The sequence below is a fragment of the Serratia sp. HNCC26DJ244 genome, assembly GCF_057180565.1.
On the sequence record NZ_JBXUGO010000103.1, the window covers coordinates 1 to 631 of the forward strand.

The following is a 631-nucleotide window of genomic DNA, read 5'->3' on the forward strand; positions in this document are numbered from 1 at the left end:
CAACAATGGCTTCGGTGAAACCTCGTTGCTGACAGTTGCAAGTAGCGGCACGTTTAATGGCAACTCGTTTAACCAAACGGTAAAAGCGCTGGATAACCAGGGTACGGTCAACGTCGGTACCGGTATCCTGACCAATAGCGGGTTGTTGACTAACACCGGGGTGATTGATATCACCGGCGGTACGCTGAACCTGAATGGGGGAGGCACCTCCACGGCGGTGGGTGGCCTGACCGGTGCGGGGGCGTTGAACGTCAACGGCGGTACCTTGACCCTGAGTGCCGCCAACAGTGGCTTGACAACCGCAACCGACACCCTGATAGCGGCGCTGGCAATCGTCAATTTGACTGCGGCCGATGCCTTGGGTAGCAGTGCGGTGAATGTGTTGGGCTCCCTGAACCTGAACGCTGCCGATACACTGGCTAACATACTCAGTGGTGACGGCACCATCAATACCAATGCGGCAGTGACCTTGGAGGGGACCAATGATTTCACTGGTCAGCACAATATCAATGCCGGTGGGGTATTAACCATTACCGATGTCAATAACCTGGGCACGTCGGATGCCAGTGTTGACCTGACAGCCGCTGGTGCTGAACTGATACTCGATGGCGTCAGCGGTACGCTGGCTAAC

1 pseudogene is annotated in these 631 nt (G+C 56.1%); it reads left to right on the top strand.

From position 1 onward, the window contains the following. Nucleotides 1-631, top strand: a pseudogene (locus AC2A06_RS18780) (hypothetical protein); the annotation flags it as partial.